This is a genomic window from Rhizobium sp. UGM030330-04 (assembly GCF_003208455.1).
GTDB lineage: Bacteria > Pseudomonadota > Alphaproteobacteria > Rhizobiales > Rhizobiaceae > Agrobacterium > Agrobacterium rhizogenes_A.
The window spans coordinates 1-16,973 of the sequence record NZ_QKML01000019.1 but is presented as its reverse complement, the minus strand read 5'-3'; the positions used below and the strand labels follow the sequence as shown (position 1 = coordinate 16,973).

The following is a 16,973-nucleotide window of genomic DNA, read 5'->3' as shown; positions in this document are numbered from 1 at the left end:
GCCGGGGAGATGAAAATGCGCGCATTTCTGGATGCAGGCGTCGGCGGTTTTTACCGCGCGATTGAGATCATCCTTGTACTCTGCATGGCCACGATGCTTGTGATGGTCTTCGGCAATGTCGTTCTGCGTCTGTTTTTTAACACCGGGATCGACATTTCGGAGGAGCTTCCACGATTTGCCTTCGTGTGGATGACCTTCCTCGGGGGGATCATCGGCCTGCACAGACGCAGCCATCTGGGTGTCGATATCGTCGTGCAGACGTTGCCGGTCCTTGGACGAAAGCTGTGCTGGGCAATCAGCCAGGTGGTGATGCTCATCTGCGCCGCCTTCATCTTTTACGGCACCTGGCTTCAGCACGACATCCTGAAAATCACGGAATCTCCGGTCGCGGAGATTAGCATGTTGTGGGTCTATGGCGTCAGCTACGTCACCGGCGCGGCGATCGCCCTGATCTGCCTGTCGAACCTCGTGCGGCTGGTCATGGGAGACATTGCCGATGACGAACTGATCGACGTGCATGAGGAGGGCCTCGATGAGGGGCTTCAGGCGGCACGCGCGACCGACGAGCAGAAGGGGCGCTGATCATGATCGTTTTTGTCTTCATAGGGTCGCTTCTTGGCCTGATGGCGCTCGGCATGCCGGTTGCGTTCGCGCTGATTGGATGCGGTCTTGTGATGATGCTCTATATGGGCATCACCGATCCGCAGATCGTCATCCAGAACATGTGGGACGGCGCCAACAGCTTTCCCCTGCTTGCCGTTCCCTTCTTCATGCTGGCCGGTGAACTGATGAATGCCGGCGGCATGACCCGGCGCATCATTACCATGGCCATGGCGTGGATCGGACATATTCGCGGCGGCCTCGGTTATGTCGCGGTTCTGGCCGCCATCGTCATGGCGTCGCTTTCCGGCTCGGCGGTTGCCGATGCGGCGGCACTTGCATCCGTGCTCATCCCGCTGATGCGCAATGCCGGCTACGATATCAATCGTTCCTGCGGGCTGATCTCCTGCGGCGGCATCATCGCGCCGGTGCTTCCGCCTTCGGTCGGCATGATCATCTTTGGTGTCGCTGGCGGCGTATCCATCACCAAACTCTTTCTGGCCGGCATCGTGCCCGGAATCCTGATGGGCCTTGCCATCATGCTGGCCTGGCGCTGGAGCATCGGGCGCGATAATCCCGGTGTCGAACCCAGACGGAACCTTGCCGAGCGGCTGAGCGAGACACGCAAGGCGCTGTGGGCGCTCGTCATGCCCGTCGTCGTCATCGGCGGACTGAAGATCGGCGCCTTTACGCCGACCGAAGCGGCGGTGATAGCGGCGGTCTATTCCCTGTTCGTCGGCGTCTTTGTCTATCGTGAAATCAAGCTTTCCGACCTGTTCGGGCTGATGTATCGCGCGGCCGAAACCACCGCCGTCGTCATGTTCCTCGTCGCCGCTGCCGGCGTTTCCGCCTGGCTCATCACGACCGCGAACATCCCGCAGCAATTGGCCGACATGGTCCAGCCGTTCATGGATAACAAGATTATCCTGATGGCGATCCTCATGGTGATCGTCCTCATCGTCGGCACGGCGATGGACTTCACACCGACGGTTCTGATCTTGACCCCGGTGCTGATGCCAATCGTCAAGCAGGCAGGAATAGACCCGGTCTATTTCGGCGTATTGTTCATCATGAACAACGCAATCGGATTAGTAACACCGCCGGTCGGCACCGTGCTCAATGTCGTCTGTGGGGTGGCACGCGTTCCGATGACCGGTGTCATCAAGGGTGTGGTGCCCTTCATGGTCGCTCAGATCGCGGTCCTTGTGTTGCTCGTGATCTTCCCCCAGATCGTCCTGTGGCCGTTGGCGATGATGTCGAGGTAATCCCGTGCCCTGCCTTTCGTCTCAAGCCGGGCAGCCGGGGGCGGGGTGCGCCGCCCGGCGGCTAGTTGCCCAAGGCGCAAAGGCCGTTGCATTCCTGGGGTGTGAAAGCGGATTTCAGTGTCTGTGCCCTGTCATGCTCGGGTTGGGACAATCCGGGCAGGGCGGCGTCGATCTGGGCTGTAACGGCTTTCCTGTCCGCTGGCGATATGGCAGCCGCAAGAGGAATGGCGCTGCCATTGAGTGCGTCCAGCAAAAGCAGGCGGTTCTCGGGGCGCAAGCCCGGTGAACGCAGCATGAGCATCAATCCCGTGACCTGTTCCGTGATCCCGAGCCGCATCTGGCGCAAGCCGATGCGGCGCGCCTCGTTCATCTGATCGGCGGGCAGCTTGCTGACGAAGTCGGTGGCGGCCTCCAGCTCTGCCGCATATACATTGAGCAGATAGGCCCCGGCGCGCGCGATTTCATCCTGATATTTGAATGTGTTCGCGGCGGTATCGGGAACCGTGCCGTTCTGTGGGGCAAACAGCACGTAAGTTTTGAAAACGGCGCCGGCCCTGTCGCCGATTGTCAGAAGTGCGGGAACATCGGCCGCTTGATAAGGCGGCGCACCAAGTGTCGCCTCGACGTTCCACAACCGGTCGAGCACCCTGGCATGGGTAGGATTGGACAAGCGTGGTAAATCCCCCTGCGCGCGGGTGTCTCGTGCAAGCGCGTCAAGAGCCTGGAATGCGGATGCGGCCTCGTTTTGATGAGTGGATGAAATATCCGCCCGGGCCGATGAAAGCGGCAGACCAAGCGAAAACGCGAATAAAACCACTGGAAGCACATGTTTCAAAATGGTCATTCTCCCCATAACGTCAGGCCTGCGGGCAGACACTGTTTCTACGTCACCAATGGTCACTCCAGTACGCGCGTGACGGGCCATGGGAACGCGGTGCTTATCGTCGCCATAGCCTAGAGCATGGACTGGCGGGAATTCCAGTGCGTAAGTTCCTCTGAAATATTTGGTATGAAGATGGTGTGCCCGCTGAAAGGGCCTTTCCGACGTCGATGCCGCTGCCTTTGCAACGGGAAAGCTTCTTTACTTTTCAGGCCCGCTGGACTGTCATGGGAAGAAGGAAGCTTTAGATCGCAGGGAACAATGTTTCATATTTTTGAGGAGATTGTCGGAAATCTCTTTGGGGCAAGACAGCCCCGGACTGCAGATGAGAAGCGTATCCATAGGAAAGTCAGAATTTTCGTATGGATATTTCTGGCTCTTCTGGTGATCTTCGGAGGGAACTGGTGGTGATCCGGTCGACCGCTAACAGGTGGTGAAGGCCCAGACGCGGCTGTCGTGATTTCACTTCGTCGCCTCCGCGTGCCACTGCACCTCGCCTAATAGCTGACGGTCACGACGACGGTGTCACTGTAATTTCCCGGTGCTGGCGTGTTCTGTGCCGGTACGCGCCCGTAAACGTTCAGTGTCTGCAGGCTGCCTGTTCCGGTACCGCTGACGGTTTGTCCGGCCGCACTTCCCCAGACATTCGTGCGGTTGGCGTCGCGGTAGAGCCCGTAGATTATCGATGCACCTGCCAGCACCATCTGGCGCGCGGCCGGCGGGCTGTTGCTCAGGCCGCCATTCAGCGCGACACTGTAATTCAGGCTGCTGGTGCAGGTGAGTGTGACGGCCCCGGCCGCATCGACTGCGGTATTGAGAACGCCGTGACTGCCGAAATTGATGTTCTGCGCCGAAACAATGCAGGTGGGCGAGACCGCAGCCGTGACGTTGAACGGCACCTGCGTGGGGTTCTGGGTGACGTCGGCGCAGTTCGGTGCAAATAAAGTGAAGGACGTATAGGTGAAATTGGTCTCGGCGCCGGCAAAGCTGGAGAGATAGGGGCCACGGGCCGCAGCGGCCTGACCGGCGTTGATCCTGCCATAAACCGTGCGGGTCGTGCTGTTGAGCAGAAGTGGCAGTGCCATGTCGATCGGCGGAGGCGATCCGAGTGCGGACTGCGTAACCGACCCCCAGGGCGTCGTGCGTCCGGAGTTCTGGTACAGCTGATAATTGAGGATGTTGCTGCCCTGGAGCATCCGGCGGATGCCGCCCGATTGTCCGCCGCTGCCGGCATTGATGTTGGGGCAGATGCGGATGGAAAGTGCCAGTGACAGGGGGTTGGAGCAGGTGACCGACAATGTTGCGGTTGTATCGACGGCGCTGCCGCTTGCAAGGTTGACGAAACCGAAACTCATGTCCGACATGCTGAAGCTGCAGCTTTGCGCCAGAACCGGTGATGCGGACAGGAAAGCGGTGATGGCAAGGGCGGTGGGGGTCAGAACTTTCATTGGACGCTCCTGCATATGGCCTCAAGGGTGGCGCGGATCCTGGCGGCAGGGGGAATGGTAATCTGCGCTTCGCACTCGCCTTTCGTGGGTTGCGTGATGGAAAGCCGATGGGTTTTGCCGATATTGTCGAGATAGGCCTGTCCGTCATAACCGACGACGAAGTCGCGCTTGCCGTCGATCTTGCCGGTCGATCCGGTTTCGATGAATTCGCCGGTCTCGTCCTTCAGCGTCACCAGCGCTACCTGGCCTCCGGTTTCCACCTTGAAATCGACGACTGCGCCCGCGCGCTCTGCTGGTGTGACTCTCTGTTTTGTCCTGTCTATGCGGGCATCGACGGGAAGATTGCTGGGGTCCAGCGTGATATTGTTGACGTCATAGGACCGCAGGTTGGGAAGCAATATCTTTCCGCGGCGGTTCGTTTGGCCGATGGGGCGGTTTTCCAGCAGAATATCAACACCGGGTGCACCTGCATCCACAACCGCAAAGGCGTCATCGATCCGGTTTCCGACAAAGACATCGCCGCCCGCCAGCGCTATCGATCCGTCGATCTGCGCATAGGCCTGCGTTGTGCGGTTGAATTGATCGACACCCGCGGCAACGCGCGCGACGCTGCCGCGATAACTGCCGGACACGGAGGCGATATCGTTGCCGCCCGTCGAACCGCGCAACCGCCAGCCATAGCTTCCCTCGGCCTGCTCTTCGGATTTCCCGACCTCCGCTGTCAGGGAATATCCATCGGCATCCGACGACATGCCGGCCGAACCGGAAACACCGCCGCCGAACGACCAGGACAGCCCGGCGAAGATGCCGTAGGAATGGCTGTCCTCAAGGTCTTTATAGGCGGTAATGAAGATATTGCCGTTTTCGCCGAAGGGCCGCGTTGCGGAGAAGCCCAGCAGTCGCGACCGCCTCTCATCGAAGGTTTCCAGCTGTGTATAGGAGAAATTCAGGCTCGTTTCATCAAAGCCGAGCCGGGTGGAAAGAGAAATCTGGTCCAGCGCACGCGGCGGTCGCGCGCTCAGCAGACCGGCTATCGTCCGGGTCTTCGAAATATCGGCGGAGACGGAGGCCATATCGTTGTAGTCACCGAAGGTGTGTTGTGACCGCGCATTAAACCTTACGCCGAGCAACTCCGCTTCGACGCTTGCGGACAGCTGATAGCCGCTTTCCGCACCAAAATGGCTTGATGCGCCCGAAACCGCTGCCAATCCATGGGCCCCAAGCGTGAAGACGCCGCCAAAGCCGATATTGTAAAAATCTTCCCCACCTTCGGCGTGACCTTCGAGCGTCAGGCTGTCCGATAGCCCGTAACGCACCGTCGCCGATCCGAGCAGTCGTTCATCGTAGTCGAAAGAGGAGGTTCCGTAATTGCGCCGGGCAAAACCGAGCTCCGCGGAAAAGTCGATCAGGCCTTGCGCCAGCAGATTCGGCGACGTGTAAAAGGGCGTTTCGGATACGGTTTCGCGGCCCAGCGCGTCCCGCACCACCAGTCTTGCATTTCCCGCGCCGCTGATCACCGGAAGGTTGGTGATGGAGAACGGGCCTTCGGGCACATCCTGCGACAGGCGGCGAATATTGTTGACGTAGACATCGACGGTTGAAGGCACCGCCGCGGAGCCGGCGAATTCAGGCATCGGCATGGTGACGATATCCGGCCGCAGATCGAAGTTGCGGCGGACCTGCACTCCACCCAACCGCGTCGGGCGTGTCCAGCTCAGTCCGCCGGTGATCAGGTCTCCGGCCCGATAGGTCGTCAGGCTGTCCTCATCGGAATAGCTCCAGGTGGTATCGAGGCGCTGGGTGTCGAATTGCGACAGACGGGAGGTGCTCAGAACCTGAGACGATGACAGCACGCCGAGCGGGCCGAACACCCGGCTTTCAAGCAGGGCCGAGACACCATTGAAGTCGGCAATATCCGACCATTTGCTGCCGCCGGACGAGCCGTAGATCGTGTAGTTCACCAGACCTCCGAAATCGCTTGTGGCCTTTTCCTGCGCATCTCCGTCTTCCTCCTGAGGGCTCTTGCCGGATGCATCGATCACCTTGCTTGCCCGCGCTGCCATGGGCAGGGTGAAATGGATGGACTGCGTGCTTTCGTCGTAACGCGCCACCACATCCGGCAGTCTGGAAACATCGATCCAGCCATCGTCGCCTGCGGCACTTTCAACCGGAGAAATCCCGATATTTTTCAGCTGCTCCGGCTCGATGAGAAGTGATCCGGTGTCGTTTTGACGAAATGTCGCGATCAGTTCCGTTGAAACATCGTTGATGTAGACTTCAAGCTGCAATTGTCCGGCCTCTTTTGCGGCAAAGGAGGCCAGTGGCGTCGCAGGGGGCAAATCCTGCGCCACGGAGACGCTGCTCGATGAAATGATCGTCAAACCTGCAATCGTCAAAACGGCAAGGTCAGCCGCCGTTGACGCGCGCCGTCGCATTGACGGGGCCGCCTTCGCTATCCGCTGAAATCTTCAGCGTGCCGCCGGCTCTTTTGCCGCCTGTCGCCGGAACAAGGAAGCTTGCGCCGGATTTGCCGAGCACATAGCCCACGAGGCCCTGCTGCTGGGCAATCGCTTGTCCGTTGCCGCTCAGAATTTTCAGATTGGCGATCCGTATCCGTTTCTGGCCCGCGTTGGAGACGGATACCCTGTAACCTTTGCCCTGTGGCGTTATCGACCAGACCGGCTCGGCATCACCTGTGGATGCGGGGGAGAAGAAAACGGGTATCGAGTGACGAACGACCAGATTGACCGTGCCGGGCTGGGGTCTTCCCGCAGCGGGCAACTCGTCCACGATGACGCGATAACTTTCTTCTGCCCTGACGGGCGCCTTGGAAAGCCGCACGATGCGGATAAGGTTCTCCGCCCCCGGTTTCAGCTGCGTCATCGGCGGGCTGGCGACAACATCCTCGGCTGCGGTATAGATGTCCGAACCGTTTTGCTGGGTCCAGCGGAATATCCGCACCTGAACGTTGATCGGAGTTTTGGCGTCATTCCATATGCGCAGGCTGGACGCCGCCGTCGGCGCCCTCAGGTCCAGGATGACGGGTGCAACGCGCAGGGATGCTGCGTGCGAAGGTGAGACACTCAAACCGGCAATAAACGCAGCCGCTAAGGTAAAAAGACGCATGCGCGATCCTCCCTATGGCGATCAGTAATTGAGCGTGGCCGTCACCGTATCGGTATAGACGCCGACCGCAGGTGTCGTCTGGGCAGGCACACGCCCATAGACCGTGAATGTTTGCGGCGCTCCTGTTCCTGTTCCAGTCTGCCGGTCCGTTCCCACGGTATCTCCCCAAACCGTGGTGTGTGCGGCAGTCGTGTAGAGCGAGTAGGAAATGGTAGCGCCTGCCGGGGATGTCATCAGACGGTCGGCGACCGTGGCGCCCGAACCGGCACCCGCGCTCAGGCCCAGGCTGAAGGGTGTGCTGGACGTGCATTGGACGACGATCTGGCTGGTGGCATCGACATTGTCACTGATGACGCCGTTCGTGCCGAAATTCAGATTGCCGGCCGAGTTGATCTGGCATGCCGCCTGAATGGTGATCTGTACCGTGAAATTCGAGGTGGCGACCTGCGCCATGCCTGATGCCGGCACAAGGATGCACGCCGCAAGTGACAATAGGTAGCCTGATGTTGTGAACTTCATGCTCTCTCCCCAAGCTGCTGCGTTGCCGATTATCGCGGTGCGTAACGCAGAATCACCCCAATAGCGGGTAATTAGAATAATCTAATATTCACTTCGATTAGGTTAACAAATTCTTAACGGCGGAGACCCGAAAAACCACAGGCTGAATGCGGTATGAAATACAACCTTGAAATCAGGGAAGCTGGCAATCCCAGAAACGCGAAAATTATCGAAAAATAATTAATAATCAAATGTTTGGACACATCCCGCAGGAGCTGGGAAGGGTAGTGGCGCACAGGCGGATGAGGGCGCCTCGTTCCGCCCGTTCAGCCGATGGTCATCTGGCATCTTTATTCCTGACTTTCGAGCCGGTAGCGGCTTCCCGGATATAATAACCGTACCGATGTTACCGCGCGGCTGGAAGACCAGGTCCGCCGCCGAACCTGCAGGCATGGCTCGTTACGGCCGATTGCCAGTAATTTGCATTCCCATGGCTGCGGCGCGGCTGCCTCGATGAATTGTTCGGTCCGGGAGATTGGTGCCAACGCCGTCAGATAGGCGTTCGGCGTCATGGAACTGAAATCCTGCCGCAGATAATCGGGGGCGACCTCGGCATTCACGAAACGGTCCTCCAGCTGGATCGGCACGTCATCTTCGTGATGCACGATGATCGAATGGAAGATCTTCGAGCCGACGTCGATTTCGAGCGCCGAGGCGAGATCGGGACCGCATACCTCGGTCTGCGCCAGGATCAGGCTCGCCTGATGGGAGGAACCCCGTTCCTTGATCTCGTCGGCGATGTTTCGCACACCCATCATGCCGGCGCTTCTTTTTTTCGAGGCGACGAATGAACCGCGTCCCTGAACGCGCACGATGACGCCTTCGGTCGCAAGCTCGCGCAGGGCGCGGTTTGCCGTCATTCGGCTGACGCCGAGCATCTCCACCATCTCGTTTTCGGAAGGGACCCGGTGATGGAGAGGCCATTCGCCGCTCGCGATCTTTGCCTTGATTTGCGTTTTCACGCGCTCATAAAGCGGCAGAGAAGGATACTCGCTGGATGTGGCAAGGTCGCTTTCGATCACGGACGGCATTTAAACTCCCTAAAAATCGGCGGATTGCCTAAAATATAACCAGCATTGCGGGCACATGCAAAATATCATCTTTGCACTTGCTTGTCTCCTAAAACCATGCAAGGTTACATATACAACTTGCGAAATGTCGATGAGGGTGACGGGTCGATCTTTTGCAGGCGCATTTTTCGCGTAAATGGCTGAGGTGAGGATGTTTGCGTGCCGACCGGTTCCGGGAAGGGAAATCAGGCCAGCGCCGCCGATACGGGAAGGAATAGCTGCGAATGCGTGGTTTGCGAGCCATTCGCGCTTCCGTCGATTTGCAGAAGGCTGCAGGGAGTACGGCGCAGGATGGCTGGATTGGCGTTATCAGAGTTTAAAATGATGACGGTTTCCCCATCGCCGCCCCTTCTCCCTGCGGTTCTGTGGCATCGAAGCCATTTCATCGAAGTTGTATAGTGAACTTGAGAGGATTTATCTTTGTTGTCCGGGTTTTGCTGATGTGGAGTCGCGACCGTGTGTCATGACAATCCGCGCCGCTGATCCCGGGGAAAGATCGGCAGTTTCTCATCATATCATCAGGGAGATCCCGCGCCGGCACCGCATGAATTTGTGCCGACACCATGCCAACCATCAATCAAAAAGGGGAATAAGATGTTGAATGCAAAATTTAAATTCGCGCTTGCCGCCACTGCCCTGTTTGCGGCGCTGCCGATGAGCTCGGCCCATGCCGCCAGCTATTGCGGAGAAGGCAAAACCGTTACTTTCGCCGGTATCGACTGGGAGAGCGGCGCCTTCATCACCGAGGTCATGAAAGCCATTCTGTCGAAGGGATATGACTGCAAGGTCGATTCCATTCCCGGCAATTCCGTGACGCTGGAACAGGCCACGGCCAATAACGACGTCCAGATTTTCGCCGAGGAATGGATCGGCCGCTCCGACGTCTGGAACAAGGCCGCGGCCGCAGGACAGGTAACGTCTGTTGGCAAGACTTTCGTCGGCGCTTCCGAAGGCTGGTTCGTTCCCGAATATCTGATCAAGGGCGACGCGACAAAGGGCATAGAGGCAAAGGCCCCTGACCTGAAAAGTGTCGAGCAGCTTTCCGATCCCAAGATCGTCGCCCTTTTCCAGGACCCTGAAGAGCCGTCCAAGGGACGTTTCCTCAATTGCCCGTCGGGCTGGACCTGCGAGGGGGTCAATACGGCCAAGCTTCAGGCCTACAAGCTCGACCAAACCTATGTGAATTTCCGCCCCGGCACGGGCACGGCGCTGGATGCCGGGATCAGCGCCGCTTATCTCCAGGGTGAGCCGCTGCTGTTCTATTACTGGAGCCCAACCGCGATCATGGGCAAATACAAGCTCGTGCAGCTTTCCGAGCCGGCCTATACCGAAGCGTGCTGGAAGGACCTGACGAGTGCCGACGGCAAGCGTGAGGCGGGATGCGCTTTCCCGGCGGTCGAGGTTGCCTATGGCGTCAACAGTGACTTCGCCAAGGCCGCGCCGGATATCATGGAAATCCTCGGCAAGGCCACTTTCCCGCTCGAAGAGGTCAATTCCAGCCTCGCTTACATGGTCGACGAGAAGGCTGACGCGGTTGCCGCTGCAACACGCTTCCTGAAGACCAAGGGCGATATCTGGGGCGCATGGGTGTCGCCGGAGGCCAAGACCCGTATCGAGGCCGCGATCAAGTAGCAATCACGGGGCCGCATGCCGGATGGGCATGCGGCTTTTTCTTTTCCCGTCAGAACCGTGACCGTCGGGGACGGAAGACGGCAAAGTGCGAGGACGCCACCCGATGTTTCCTGAAACTTTTCATATTTCCATTCGTGGCCCGATCAACGACTTCGTCCAGTCGCTGGTCGTCAATTACGGCTTCGTGTTCAAGGCGATTTCCCAGACCATTCTGCAGGTTATCCTGTTCATGGAATGGATATTGCGCGGCCTGCCGTGGTGGCTGGTTCTCCTCGCCTTCCTGGTGCTTGCATGGTTTGCCGCACGTAAAATCTCGCTTGTTCTCATGGTCGGCGTCATGCTGCTGGTCGTCGGCGCTCTCGGCCTGTGGGATCTGACGATGCAGACACTGGCGCTGATGCTCATCGCCAGCCTGATCTCCGTCATCATCGGCGTTCCCGTCGGCATCTGGCTTGCCAAAAGCCAGATCATGCGGCGTATCACGCTGCCTGTCCTTGATGTCATGCAGACGATGCCGAGTTTCGTTTATCTGATCCCGGCAATCATGCTTTTCGGCCTCGGCAAGGTGCCGGCGGTGCTCGCGACCATCATCTACGCCGTGCCGCCGCTGATCCGGTTGACCGATCTCGGCATCCGTCAGGTCGATCGCGAAGTGGTGGAGGCGGCAACCGCTTTCGGCGGCAGCCCGTCACAAATCCTGTTCGGAGTGGAGTTGCCGCTGGCCACGCCCACCATCATGGCCGGTCTGAACCAGACGATCATGATGGCTCTTTCCATGGTGGTTGTTGCCTCGATGATCGGCGCGCGTGGCCTGGGTGAGCAGGTCCTGAACGGAATTCAGACACTGGATGTCGGAAAGGGTCTCGAGGCGGGTTTGGGCATCGTCATTCTCGCCATCGTCCTCGACCGTATTACACAGGGCTTCGGCCAATCCAGCCGGAAGGAGCGCGGCGATGACTGATATCGCAATCCGTAACGTTTCCAAGATTTTCGGCGGCAACTGGAAGACAGCGCTCGCCATGGCGCGGGACGGCGCTGACAAGGCCGAAATATTGGCCAAGACCGGATGCAGCGTCGGCCTCGACAATGTCAGCCTTGATATCGCCGGCAGCCGCATCTTCGTCATCATGGGGCTGTCGGGTTCCGGAAAATCGACGCTTGTGCGCCATATCAACCGCCTCATCGAACCGACAAGCGGTGAAATTCTGGTTGGCGGCAGCAATGTGCTTGATCTTAACGCCAAGGACCTGCGGGATTTCCGCAATCGCCGTGTCAGCATGGTGTTCCAGAATTTCGGGCTGATGCCACATCGCAGCGTTTTGCAGAATGTCGTTTATGGTCAGCGTGTGCGCGGGCTTTCGAAGGCGGAAGCGAACCCGATCGGCATGCAGTGGATCGAGACCGTCGGGCTTACCGGTTATGAAAACAAGATGCCCCACCAGCTTTCCGGCGGCATGAAACAGCGTGTCGGGCTTGCGCGGGCTCTGGCTGCCGATACCGACGTCATCCTGATGGATGAGGCATTTTCCGCCCTCGACCCGTTGATCCGCGCGGATATGCAGGATCAGCTTCTGCAGCTGGAAAAGAACCTCTCGAAGACGATCGTCTTCATCACCCATGATCTGGATGAGGCACTGCGCATCGGTGCGCAGATCGCCATTCTGAAGGACGGGAAACTGGTGCAGGTCGGGACGCCGGACGATATTCTCAATCGTCCCGCCAATGACTATGTCGCCCGTTTCGTGCAGCGTCGCACCGGCGCCGAGGCCGCCCATCATGATTGAGACCGTGATCATCGATCAGGGTGCGTCGTGGCGGGATGTCGCCATGGTTGCGAAAGGCGCGCGGCTCCAGCTTGCCGATGCGGCGTGGGCGCGCATCGCCGCCGCGCGTGACATTGTCGAGGCGCTGGTGTCGAAAGGCGTGCGTGGTTACGGCATCAATACCGGTGTCGGCGCCCTCTGCGATGTGATCGTGGACAGGGATCGGCAACAGGCCCTGTCGCGAAACATCCTGCTCAGCCATTCCTGCGGCGTGGGGGAACCGCTGGGGCGGGAGAAGACACGCGCCGTCATGGCTGCCCAGATCGTCAATTTTTCCCATGGCTTTTCCGGTATTCGCGTGGAGACCGTCGAGGCGCTGCTGGCCCTGCTGAATGCGGATATTCTGCCTGTCATTCCCTCGCGCGGTTCGGTCGGGTATCTCACCCATGCAGCGGCGATCGGGCTGGTACTGATCGGCGAAGGCGAGGCGATGCGTGGTGACGAAAGGCTGTCCGGCCGCCACGCATTGGCGGCGGTTGGTTTTACGCCGCTCGTGCCGCTTGCCAAGGAGGGACTGAGCCTCGTCAACGGAACACCCTGCGCCACCGGTCTTGCCTGCCTTGCGCTGTCGCATATGGAAAACCTGCTGGGCTGGGCCGACGCGGCGGCTGCGATGAGCTATGAAAATCTCGGTGCGCAATCCGATCCCTTCGCGGCAGCGCCGCTTGCTTTGCGCGTTTCCCCGGGCCTTCAGGCTGTGGGAAACAATCTCCGCCATCTTCTGGCTGAAAGCCCCCTGCTGGCGCGCTCGGCGGGGTCGCGCACGCAGGATCCGCTCAGTCTTCGTGCCGTGCCGCAAATCCATGGCGCCATTCGTGACAGCGTCGTGCAGATCGGCGGCGTGGTAAATCGCGAATTGGCAAGCGTGACCGACAATCCGGTCGTTACCGGCTCACCCGATGTGCCACAGGTGCATTCGCAGGCCCATGCGGTCGGCGCGGCATTGGGGCTTGCCATGGATGGTCTTGCCGTGGCGGCTGCGGAACTGGCGAGCATTGCGGAACGCCGGATCGACCGTCTCGTCAATCCGCTGGTCAGCGGCCTGCCGGCTTTTCTGGCGGAAGGCAGCGGCGTCTGCTCCGGCTTCATGATCATTCAATATACGGCGGCGGCGCTGGCGGCGGAAAACCGGCGGCTGGCCGCGCCCGCAAGTCTGGACGGTGGCATTACGTCTGCCCTGCAGGAAGATATCCTCACCCACGCCACGCCTGCGGCCGACAAGGCGCTCTCCATCATCGCCAATCTGGAAACCATTCTTTCGATCGAGATCATGTGCGCGGCGCAGGCCTATGACATGCAGCCGGGGGACGCCGGCATGGCGCCCGGCACCCGCGCAATCTACCGGCGTGTCCGCGCCGGCGTTCCTTTTTATCGGGATGACCGGCCGCTCAATTCTCTGCTTGCCGTGGTGGAGAGGCTGTTGCGTACGACGGATGCCGGGATCGGAAGTTGACCACAGGCGCGGATGGCGCGCTGCTGCAGATGGCATGGGGCGCTGGACAGGTCTGTATCCGGTGCCCATGAGCCTGCCGCCGCCTGTCGTATAAATTCCCGCTCGGACAGGAAAATAGTCGCCCCAAACAGCGTCAAGTCATTGGAAAACCACGCTGCACGGGCCGGGGTTTTTGAAGCCTGAAAAACCGGTCTGCAGATATTGCAACCCCCAATATTCTATCCTGCGTTGATGAATAATCACAGGATGCAATTAACGCATCATTAACCATGTTGGCCTAGTTCTGCCTGTTAACGCCGGATTTTTATCGGCGCATCCAGGGCCATGATTCCCGTTTCGCGTATTGGCAACTTGCTCATTCTTCTCGTTTGAAGGTGGAACGTTGAATGCGGTCTCATTGGCTTCCAGCCCTTCTTTGCACCATTGCCGCCAGCGCCCTGGCGACAGGTTGCGCGAATGGTTCAAACGCTCGAAAACAGCAGGCAGGTGCCGTAAGCACGACAACGTCCGGCAGCCACGCAGGTGGCACGCATGGCGGGGATTTGCCGGGTGTGACCGGCTCCATAGCCGGTCCGGTGACATCCCAAACGCGCGAAAGGGCCGAGCACAAGGGGCCTCTGTCGCTTGAGACCGCGGTCAGAAAGGCAGTTGACTGGCACCCTGCCGTGACGGAGACGATTGGCCGGCTGCGCCAGCAGACCGAATCCGTCAACGAAGCCCGCGCCGGTTATCTTCCAAATCTCAGCTGGGGGCTGGATTCCTCCTACAATACCAATCGGTCGGATCGCTACAGCCCGGATCTGAACTTCAATGTTTCCCAGATGCTCTATGATTTCGGCAAGGTCGACAACCGGGTCAAGATTGCCACGGCCGGGATTGCGGGCCGGAAATCGCAAGTTCTGATGGCTGTGGATGATCTTGCCCGCGAGGCGGCCTATTCGGTCATTGAAATTCAGCGCAACCGTTCCCTGCGGGGTGTCGCGCGAGACCAGATCAAGGATACGAAGGCCATTCTAGAGCTGGTGAAATCACGCACGGACAAGGGCGCAAGCACGCGTTCCGACCTGCTGCAGGCTGAGGCGCGTGTTCAGGCGGCAGAGGCCACATTGCTGGAAATCGAAGGGCAATTGTCCCGATGGGAAGCGGTGCTTGCGAATTTGAGCGGCATTGCGGGACGGATCGACGTATCGGATACGATACCGGCCTGGCTGTCAAAAGCCTGCGGTGCCAGGGAAATGGACTGGTCGCGTGTGCCGGCGGTCATGCAGGCAGCGGCGGATCGTGAAGCCGCGGCCGCACAGATCGATCTCGCCAAGGCCGAAGGCCTGCCGACCCTGTCTCTCGATGCGGGAATTGGCGTCGATGTTACCGAGATGAGTTCTTTCGATCCCGACTATAGCGTCGGATTGCGAGTTACCGGCAGCCTTTACAATGGTGGCGCGACAAGCGCGCGACGGAACATGGCCGTGCAGGCGCTCGGCGCATCGCAGGCCGCGGAGGCGCGTGCGCGGGTCGATATCCTGCGAAACCTCACGGAAGCCAGCAGTCAGATTTCGAGCAAGGAAAGTCTGCGCCGCTCGCTTTCGACGCGTCAATCGACGATGAGACAGACCCGCGATCTCTACCGTACACAATATGTTGAACTGGGCACACGCAGCCTGCTCGATCTGCTCAATGCCGACCAGGAACTTCATGCCGCGAGGTTCGATATCAGCAACATCCAATATGACCTGCATAGGTTGAACATCGACTGCACGTTCAATGCCGGGCGGATGCGCGAAGCCTTCGCGCTCGAAGGCCAGACCGTTCAAGGCATATCGCTCTAGGCGCAACTTGTTGCGACCCCTCGCGGGTGACGGCCTATCTATTTGATTTTTATCAATTTTTAAACGATAGGGACGTTCGCGTTCCGATTGAAGAGGGCTTTGCGTCGTCTCGCTTTCTGGCTACATACCCCCTCTTTTTCAGCCCTCTTGGGCGGAGCTGGACTTGCACCGGCCGAAGCCGAAACATCCGTGTGCAGCGGAAAAATGCCGGCTGGTTTTCCGGTCGCGAACAGGGTCTGCAGCCCGGCATTTTGACGACGGCTGGCCACGCGCTGCGCCCTTCAGTTCCCCCATGGATTTTGAGGGGATGTTAGCCCTGGGATTTCGGAGGAGTCCATACAACAGAATATGCTAATGCTCTCCCCGGTTGTTTTTTCCTTGCGATGTTTGGTTTTTATGCAATTATGAGGATGGGAGAGGGCCCCTGAGAGGGAAATTCCCCTGAGACAAGAGATGAGAGCCATTTGATTACAGGCTCTGTACGTCGCAGCGGTTAGCCGTTCGCAAAAATCCAGTTTCTTGAATGTTGCTTGGTGTTCCGGGCGACAGTGAATTTCTGTCGCCGATGTTGCCGCGTTGCAGGAGGACAGTTTCATGGTTGCGATAATAACCGACAAGGCCGCCGGAAGTTCTCGGACCGTGTCGCTCGACAACTTGAACATAGACAAGCCCAGCATTGTGCAGATTCGCGCCAGCCGCAACGAGGTCTCCGACTTCGTGCGTGATGGCGACGATCTGCTGCTTCGCATGCGATCCGGTGAGACAATCCGGATCGGAAATTTCTATCGCGAGGTCGATGGCGACCACAGCCAGCTGGTGCTGGAAGACGAGGACGGCAATCTCTGGCTCGGCGAACACAGTGACGGTTTGGCGGATTTCCGCTTTTCGCAGATTGAAGGCGTAGACCAACTTGTTGGTGCGTCAACGAATGACGGCTCCATTCTCGGCCTTGCTGCGCTGGGCCTGCTGGCTGCCGGCGGCGCTATCGCAGGCGGAGGTGGCGGGTCTTCTGATGATGATGGCGATGCTGATGCCGACGCGGATGCCGATGCTGACGCCGATGCGGATGCTGACGCAGATGCGGATGCTGACGCGGATGCCGATGCTGACGCGGATGCCGATGCAGATGCGGATGCGGATGCTGACGCGGATGCCGATGCTGACGCAGACGCGGATGCAGATGCTGACGCGGATGCCGATGCTGACGCCGACGCGGATGCAGATGCTGATGCCGACGCGGATGCCGATGCTGACGCAGATGCGGATGCCGATGCTGACGCGGATGCTGATGC

General features: G+C 59.2%; 14 protein-coding genes and 1 pseudogene. 8 read left to right on the top strand and 7 right to left on the bottom strand.

Annotated features, from left to right (window positions below; genetic code table 11):
- Nucleotides 1–15 precede the first annotated feature (15 nt).
- Nucleotides 16–582 (top strand): TRAP transporter small permease, encoded by a 567-nt coding sequence (locus N434_RS23210; protein WP_065116610.1) that lies wholly within the window; start codon nucleotides 16–18, stop codon nucleotides 580–582.
- A gap of 2 nt (nucleotides 583–584) precedes the next feature.
- Nucleotides 585–1,865, top strand: coding sequence for a TRAP transporter large permease (locus N434_RS23205; RefSeq protein ID WP_065116609.1), 1,281 nt, complete (start codon nucleotides 585–587; stop codon nucleotides 1,863–1,865).
- A 61-nt stretch (nucleotides 1,866–1,926) separates the two neighbouring features.
- Here N434_RS23205 and N434_RS23200 read toward each other — a convergent pair whose 3' ends face one another.
- From N434_RS23200 to hutC, 6 genes are all read right to left on the bottom strand, one after another.
- On the bottom strand, nucleotides 1,927–2,691 hold the full coding sequence (locus N434_RS23200) for a hypothetical protein (RefSeq protein WP_286172384.1): 765 nt from the start codon (nucleotides 2,689–2,691) through the stop codon (nucleotides 1,927–1,929).
- A 551-nt stretch (nucleotides 2,692–3,242) separates the two neighbouring features.
- Nucleotides 3,243–4,193, bottom strand: coding sequence for a Csu type fimbrial protein (locus tag N434_RS23195; RefSeq protein WP_110760469.1), 951 nt, complete (start codon nucleotides 4,191–4,193; stop codon nucleotides 3,243–3,245).
- Nucleotides 4,190–6,628, bottom strand: a complete 2,439-nt coding sequence (locus N434_RS23190; protein WP_110760468.1) for a fimbria/pilus outer membrane usher protein — start codon at nucleotides 6,626–6,628, stop codon at nucleotides 4,190–4,192. Before N434_RS23190 ends, N434_RS23195 begins: the two co-directional genes overlap by 4 nt.
- A complete protein-coding gene (locus N434_RS23185) occupies nucleotides 6,600–7,319 on the bottom strand; it encodes a fimbrial biogenesis chaperone (protein WP_110760467.1) in 720 nt (239 codons plus the stop codon). Before N434_RS23185 ends, N434_RS23190 begins: the two co-directional genes overlap by 29 nt.
- 21 nt (nucleotides 7,320–7,340) lie before the next feature.
- Complete coding sequence (locus tag N434_RS23180) at nucleotides 7,341–7,838, bottom strand: Csu type fimbrial protein (RefSeq protein WP_065116604.1); 498 nt, start codon at nucleotides 7,836–7,838, stop codon at nucleotides 7,341–7,343.
- Nucleotides 7,839–8,167: 329 nt separating this feature from the next.
- Entirely contained in the window at nucleotides 8,168–8,908 is a 741-nt protein-coding gene (gene hutC, locus N434_RS23175; RefSeq protein WP_065116603.1) for a histidine utilization transcriptional repressor HutC, read from the bottom strand.
- Nucleotides 8,909–9,601: 693 nt separating this feature from the next.
- On the opposite strand from hutC, the gene N434_RS23170 reads away from it, so the two are divergent.
- The 6 genes and pseudogenes from N434_RS23170 to N434_RS26240 all read left to right on the top strand — a co-directional run.
- On the top strand, nucleotides 9,602–10,579 hold the full coding sequence (locus N434_RS23170; RefSeq protein WP_286172383.1) for an ABC transporter substrate-binding protein: 978 nt from the start codon (nucleotides 9,602–9,604) through the stop codon (nucleotides 10,577–10,579).
- A 103-nt stretch (nucleotides 10,580–10,682) separates the two neighbouring features.
- Complete coding sequence (locus tag N434_RS23165; protein WP_065116601.1) at nucleotides 10,683–11,540, top strand: ABC transporter permease; 858 nt, start codon at nucleotides 10,683–10,685, stop codon at nucleotides 11,538–11,540.
- A complete protein-coding gene (locus N434_RS23160) occupies nucleotides 11,533–12,363 on the top strand; it encodes a quaternary amine ABC transporter ATP-binding protein (protein ID WP_110760465.1) in 831 nt (276 codons plus the stop codon). Before N434_RS23165 ends, N434_RS23160 begins: the two co-directional genes overlap by 8 nt.
- Nucleotides 12,356–13,855, top strand: coding sequence for an HAL/PAL/TAL family ammonia-lyase (locus tag N434_RS23155; RefSeq protein WP_110760502.1), 1,500 nt, complete (start codon nucleotides 12,356–12,358; stop codon nucleotides 13,853–13,855). The genes N434_RS23160 and N434_RS23155 overlap by 8 nt, the downstream gene beginning before the upstream one ends.
- 551 nt (nucleotides 13,856–14,406) lie before the next feature.
- Nucleotides 14,407–15,681: a TolC family outer membrane protein gene (locus N434_RS23150; RefSeq protein WP_286172379.1), complete on the top strand. Its 1,275-nt coding sequence runs from the start codon at nucleotides 14,407–14,409 to the stop codon at nucleotides 15,679–15,681.
- A 594-nt stretch (nucleotides 15,682–16,275) separates the two neighbouring features.
- Nucleotides 16,276–16,560, top strand: a pseudogene (locus tag N434_RS26240) (BapA/Bap/LapF family prefix-like domain-containing protein); the annotation flags it as partial.
- Nucleotides 16,561–16,602: 42 nt separating this feature from the next.
- On the opposite strand, the gene N434_RS26130 reads toward N434_RS26240, so the two are convergent.
- A partial coding sequence (locus N434_RS26130; RefSeq protein ID WP_286172385.1) for a hypothetical protein occupies nucleotides 16,603–16,973 on the bottom strand: 371 nt, incomplete at its 5' end.

Excerpts from the sequence above, each read along its gene's own strand:
- N434_RS23160 (WP_110760465.1), top strand. The coding sequence starts at position 11,533 with ATGACTGATATCGCAATCCGTAACGTTTCCAAGATTTTCGGCGGCAAC.
- N434_RS23205 (WP_065116609.1), top strand. The coding sequence starts at position 585 with ATGATCGTTTTTGTCTTCATAGGGTCGCTTCTTGGCCTGATGGCGCTC.
- N434_RS23195 (WP_110760469.1), bottom strand. The coding sequence starts at position 4,193 with ATGAAAGTTCTGACCCCCACCGCCCTTGCCATCACCGCTTTCCTGTCC.
- N434_RS23180 (WP_065116604.1), bottom strand. The coding sequence starts at position 7,838 with ATGAAGTTCACAACATCAGGCTACCTATTGTCACTTGCGGCGTGCATC.
- N434_RS23185 (WP_110760467.1), bottom strand. The coding sequence starts at position 7,319 with ATGCGTCTTTTTACCTTAGCGGCTGCGTTTATTGCCGGTTTGAGTGTC.
- N434_RS23170 (WP_286172383.1), top strand. The coding sequence starts at position 9,602 with ATGAGCTCGGCCCATGCCGCCAGCTATTGCGGAGAAGGCAAAACCGTT.
- N434_RS23155 (WP_110760502.1), top strand. The coding sequence starts at position 12,356 with ATGATTGAGACCGTGATCATCGATCAGGGTGCGTCGTGGCGGGATGTC.
- hutC (WP_065116603.1), bottom strand. The coding sequence starts at position 8,908 with ATGCCGTCCGTGATCGAAAGCGACCTTGCCACATCCAGCGAGTATCCT.
- N434_RS23165 (WP_065116601.1), top strand. The coding sequence starts at position 10,683 with ATGTTTCCTGAAACTTTTCATATTTCCATTCGTGGCCCGATCAACGAC.
- N434_RS23210 (WP_065116610.1), top strand. The coding sequence starts at position 16 with ATGCGCGCATTTCTGGATGCAGGCGTCGGCGGTTTTTACCGCGCGATT.
- N434_RS23190 (WP_110760468.1), bottom strand. The coding sequence starts at position 6,628 with ATGCGACGGCGCGCGTCAACGGCGGCTGACCTTGCCGTTTTGACGATT.